5 protein-coding genes are annotated in these 5,352 nt (G+C 51.2%); 1 reads left to right on the top strand and 4 read right to left on the bottom strand.

The features are described from left to right. Positions 1 to 258: 258 nt before the first annotated feature. The 4 genes from U2W12_RS00305 to U2W12_RS00290 form a co-directional block, all read right to left on the bottom strand. Positions 259 to 1,467 carry a hypothetical protein gene (locus U2W12_RS00305; protein WP_326498679.1) on the bottom strand — a complete coding sequence of 403 codons (1,209 nt, stop codon included), beginning with the start codon at positions 1,465 to 1,467 and terminating at the stop codon, positions 259 to 261. Positions 1,468 to 1,480: 13 nt separating this feature from the next. After that, positions 1,481 to 1,828, bottom strand: a complete 348-nt coding sequence (locus tag U2W12_RS00300) for a substrate-binding domain-containing protein (protein ID WP_326498681.1) — start codon at positions 1,826 to 1,828, stop codon at positions 1,481 to 1,483. 171 nt (positions 1,829 to 1,999) lie between these two features. Continuing rightward, entirely contained in the window at positions 2,000 to 2,212 is a 213-nt protein-coding gene (locus U2W12_RS00295) for a hypothetical protein (RefSeq protein ID WP_326498678.1), read from the bottom strand. Positions 2,213 to 2,437: 225 nt separating this feature from the next. Next, positions 2,438 to 3,937, bottom strand: a complete 1,500-nt coding sequence (locus tag U2W12_RS00290) for a hypothetical protein (protein WP_326498677.1) — start codon at positions 3,935 to 3,937, stop codon at positions 2,438 to 2,440. 366 nt (positions 3,938 to 4,303) lie between these two features. Between U2W12_RS00290 and U2W12_RS00285 the strand changes: the two genes are divergently transcribed. Next, on the top strand, positions 4,304 to 4,750 hold the full coding sequence (locus tag U2W12_RS00285; protein ID WP_348529884.1) for a pilin: 447 nt from the start codon (positions 4,304 to 4,306) through the stop codon (positions 4,748 to 4,750). Positions 4,751 to 5,352: the final 602 nt, after the last annotated feature.

Below are 5,352 nucleotides of genomic sequence, written 5' to 3'. Positions count from 1 at the left end.
TCGGGAGAAGGTTGGGATGGGGGGATCAAAATAAAGTATTTTTCCTTATTTTTGATCCTCCTCACCCCAACCCTCTCCAGCAGGAGAGGGAGCTTTCTTCTTAACTTAACGGCATTGCCCCCCCCCCCCGGATTTTCTCGTTTAGGGATGCAGTCCAATTCCCGAGGGTAGTTTCCATGCTCTGTGTGAAAGCGATGCAGCCGAATTTCGGGAAGTTTTTTTATTGTAGCCGAATCCTAAGCGCGCCATCTCGCGCGATCAGAAACTATACGAAAGCATGAACGCGTACATATCCCAGCGCTGCGTTTCGCTCTGCGGGTTTTCCAGCCGCGATAACCAGCCTGTGCCGTTGATGCGGTGATATTCGGTGCTCAGCATCAGCGAGGGCAGAATTTCATAGCGCAAGCCGAATGTCCAGTCCCTGGCATAGCGCGAAAAACTGGGAACACTTTTGTCGGGAAAGTTATAGCCATATTGATCATTAAGATCCCAGATCAATTCATCGTAGCGCACGAGACCTTCCAGCTTGTCGGTAAAATGATAAGTACCCTGGATATAGTAACTCTGACCGGTAAAGCCAAAATCGGGGACTGTGAAATTATCGAACCGGGTTCTGCGCAGCGCATATTCCGCGGTCAAAGACCACTTCTCCGCATTGTATTGCGCCGATAAAATCAACGGATTGAAATGAAACGATCCCTGATTCAAAGCTTGTTCGGATGAATGAAAGTTGCTCAAAAAATCGGCATATGTGAGACCTAAACGGACACGTTCGCCTGGCGATTCATATTCAACGCGCGTAATCCAGGAAGTGTCGCCTTGCAAACTGCCTTGATCGCCTCGGAGGATCACGTTCCTGAAATCCGGATCATCGGTGCGCGGAATTATCAGGCCGAAATTGAATGAAAAGTCGCCAAATTCAGTGCGATGCTCGCCATAAAGATAGCCCCCGTCGGCCGATAAAGCCAGATTCCGATTCGCGTCGAAATAAATCGACTGCGGCAAAAGGATACTCGGCCGGGTCGCCGCGACATCGCGGGTCTCATTGTAAAAACCCAGCGGCGTCGGCACTCTGCCGGCCCGGATTGCCAGCAGCGAGGATTCGGTGGACAAAAGATTGTAGTTGGCCACCCCGTAATCGATGCGCAAATCGCCTTCATCGGTTTGTCCGGCATTACGCCAGACCACCTGCATCGCCAGTTGCAAATCGGGCGACACACTCCAGGAACCGTTAATGCCGAGTTCCCTGAAATCGGTCGACAGCGAATCGTTGGAATGGCCGAAAAAATTATTATCGCTCGTATGAATGAAGCCTTGCGACAGAAAACCGTGCACCTGCACCGACTCGGGCAGCCATTTATCGATTTTCAAATCTTGCGCCGGGCTGGTTGCGCTGAACGCAAAAGCACCGGCGCAGCAGCATGCGAGCAACAGATCATGCTTGGAGGGAGTTGGCAAATGTCGCATAAAGGCTGATTCTCTATTCGATGTCCAATATTTTGACGTCCGCCGTCAAGTCCTTGCCGTTTAGGTAGCCTATCGCGCCAGGGGTTTCGCTGATTCGTTTCACCATGTCTTCCTCCGTTTCGATCGATACGGGGGCCTGTCCTGTGCCGCTGAAAACCAGTCTGTTCCAGCCTTTACGGAGCTGATGAGGAAATACGTGCAGTTTCTGCTTGCAAAACTTTTTATGCAAAGGGTCCTCGTCCTGCAATACATAAACCGTGATCGGAGAGTCGTCGCTCCAGTGTCGTAAACGCATATTAAATATAGCATTCAAACCGGGTTGACTGATATTTCTTTGCGGATTGGCTGAGTTGACTACCACATAAACGCTGTCAGGGTTGATTTTCTTCGGAAAAGGTTCCGGGTGCGCCCTTTGTATCCAAAAGCAAAGCAGAATGGCAAGAGTTGCCTGGTTTCTTGTAATTTTTAAAAAGGGAACCTGCTTTTTCAATTCGACTTCCTTAGTGCTTTACAAGAATAAAGTGTCGTAAGTCTAATAGAAATAGAGAGTATTTTTCAATTTGAAAAATTTATTGGGGGCGAAAGCAAAATTTCCGATAACAGTAATCATGAAGGGATAACCGGCAAAAACGGTATGCGGCAAGCATTTTGACCGTGGATGATTATGAGGTAAAGAACCACACTGTTTGTTGAGTTGCGTCATGTTTGCCGTAACAAATTCCGGACCGGCGGGTTTGGTCGCCATTGCTTGACTTTTGTTAAACTCATAAATGACTCAGGCTAATTGTAAGCCCCGCAAACGGATCGGCGCTCACCGGGTCGTCATCCTTCAATAATCAATGTCCTTGATATAAATGATAGGTTTCGAGGAACTGCAAAATGGGATCGATCAACCAGCAAGAGGTCACGCCCAGCCCCGCATAAGTACCTTGCCTGGCTGTGCCCATGGTATATCCTTATCGAAACCCGCTCAACAAAAACTCACCTGATAACGCGCGAAGTGAGCGCTTAATTCAAGAAAGCTCTCAACTTTCAGCGAAGCATCGATAATCCCTCTGGAAATTGTCAGCACCGTCGTATTTGCATGCCGGCAATCGGGCGGTAAAAACAGTTCGGCGCGTTCGGATTCGGGCTGAATGATGATGAATCCCTGGTTTTTTCCAATTTCGACCGGATAAACCTCGCCGTCGATTCTTTCAAGCAGCAGATTTCTAAAATGGGTGTTGCTGTCGGTCCGAATGTGCCGGATCAGCGCAAAACAAGGCGGTTTGTCTACTTCTACGATAATCGCCGGCTCATCCTGCGAACACTTGAGATCGGCGATTTTGGCGACACAAAAAGCACGCTCCTGGGTCGCAAAAATCGTCAATCGGCTTGCCGAAACGTTATTCACGTCCGCCAGGATTTTCGAAGACAGCGACGCCATGGTGCTTCTAATCTCCAGCGGAATCAGCTCCAGACGGGATGCTTTCTGTTCGCTTTGATTGATCCCGCTGAGTTCCATCACGCGGTAACGGCTGATCAGGATATTCAAAAATTTTGCGGCCCGGGTGCCGCCGATGATCAAGCCGCATGTTTGGGCGTGTAACGGATCGACCGAACGCCTGACTTCATAATAGGCCGTCAAGCGATTTATAAGGCCTGGATAAACCGCGAATTTCGCCCGCGTGTCCGGATCGTTTTCAAAAAGATCGGCCAGGCCGCTGTTATCGAGCCTCAACACCCGTTGCTGGGCATTTTCCGGGTCGGTACATTCGGGAGGGAGCAGTGCGTCGGGCCGCCAATGGCTTAGGGAGAAATCGGCGTTTTCGGTGCTGAGCCGGACGTGAGCGGCGAGTTTCGCGGTAGCGGCAAAAATGCCGGCAATGTCGGCTGCGCCATAACGATAAGGGTGGCAACCATGAAAGAGCAGCGCATGCTTCGCCACCCCTTCCAGCGTGGCTTGTGCGGTAATTCCGGGAACCTGGTCGTCGATTGCGAGCGTCAGCCAGTCTTTGGTTTCCGCCAGCAGATACAATTCCGCGAATTTTTTCCAGATGCTCAAATCCTGGGCTTCATGGAAGACTGCGCTGCGTTGGCTCAGCAAACTCAAAATTTGCATGGCCCTGTATGCGCAAACTGCCCTTTGCGCGTCGGGCAAGGCGTTCTGTTGAGCCAGTTGCGCGTAGGCAAAACCCAGTTTCTTGGGCAACTGCATGGCCGCGGTCATCCACTTTTTGGCCTTGTCCAGGGCATAATCCGGCCTTTGCGCATTATGTTCGAGCAGTTTCGACAACAGCAAGATGTTTTCGGTCAGTTTGCCCAGCATCAAACACAGCGTGTGTTTCTCGATCGGGGCGCTCGCTAATGTATTCAGCACGCCATTGAGGGCGTTGATTTTTTCCGCAAGGAAAAGCCGGTCGATGGAAAGCAGCCAGTCGCTGACGGACTCGGCGGTAAGTTCAAAAGGCAAAGCATGCGATTCTTGCATAGAATAATGCGGCGTTATGGAGTAATCCTATTAAGCAATGAAGCCAGTGGCCTCGACGCCGAAGAGCGGAAGCGAGGCGAGTCATACTGTAAAAGAAGCATAGCACAACAAAAATCGGCGGGTGACAAAAAACGTCACAAAACGACGCTTTTTTTGTCACTTGCCATGGGGCTGACTTTCCAAATCCATGTCGTCGGCAAAATAAAAAAGTTTTTCTGGGAAAAAAATAATAGCCATAGCGTATTGGTTATAAAAAGGATTTAGGGTTTTTATGCGACTTTTGGATCGGTTTTCGAAGGCTCTGGCACGCAACCTGCTTATACCCAATTGTCTTTTGACACCACCCCACCCCAAGAGGAACTTACAATGAAAAACATTACACTGCAAAAACAACAAGGCTTTACCCTGATCGAATTAATGATCGTGGTCGCGATCATCGGCATTCTGGCGGCGGTTGCTATCCCTGCCTATACCGATTACACCGTCCGTGCCCGCGTATCAGAAGCATTGGTCAACATGTCGAGCATGAAAGCGACGGTTTCCGAAAATGCCGCCAGCGGCGCAGCGAGTCTTTGCGCCGGCATCTCGGCAACAACGGCAACAGAGAACGTAGCGGCCAATGCAACTCCGTGCACTGGTGCTGGTGTCCTTTCACTTACCACAACCGCTAAAGCTGGCGCCTTTGCCTTAACTCTGACACCAACGTCGGGTGGTGCTGCTTTGGTTGCTGGCACGCCCCCAGCTGCTGAAATAGTCTGGACATGTACGGTGCCTGCAGCCAGTGCGAAGTACGCTCCAGCACAATGCCGCTAATAACCTAGGCGGGACGGGGTTTATAACCGAACGCCGGACGGGGTATATTGCCTGTGCGGGACGGGGTTTGCAACCCCGTCCCAACGTTTGGAAACCCTCCGCAAACACGAAATTATCATCTGCGTGCGCACACCCCAAACGTTACGGACGGTCCGGCTTCTTCTTATGCTTAAGCGGGACGGGGTTTACAACCCCGTCCCAAACGTTTGGAAATCCGCTAAGCGAAGCCACAAACCACCCTAGGCGGGACGGGGTTTATAACCGAACGCCGGACGGGGTATATTGCCCCTTGTGCGGGACGGGGTTTGCAACCCCGTCCCAACGTTTGGGAAACCTTTGGGCGGGACGGGGTTTGTAACCTCGTCCCAACGTTTGGAAACCCTCCGCAAACACGAAATTATCATCTGCGTGCGCACACCCCAAACGTTACGGACGGGATGAATATCCCGTCCGGCTTCTTCTTATGCTTGTGCGGGACGGGGTTTGCAACCCCGTCCCAACGTTTGGAAGCCCTCCGCAAACACGAAATTATCATCTGCGTGCGCACACTTCCCAAACGTTACGGACGGGATGAATATCCCGTCCGGCTCTGAGCGGGGCGG

This window comes from Methylomicrobium sp. Wu6 (assembly GCF_035916875.1).
In the GTDB taxonomy this organism is placed as follows: Bacteria; Pseudomonadota; Gammaproteobacteria; order Methylococcales; family Methylomonadaceae; genus Methylomicrobium.
The sequence above is the reverse complement of the archived record's forward strand: the minus strand, read 5'-3'. Positions and strand labels throughout refer to the sequence as shown.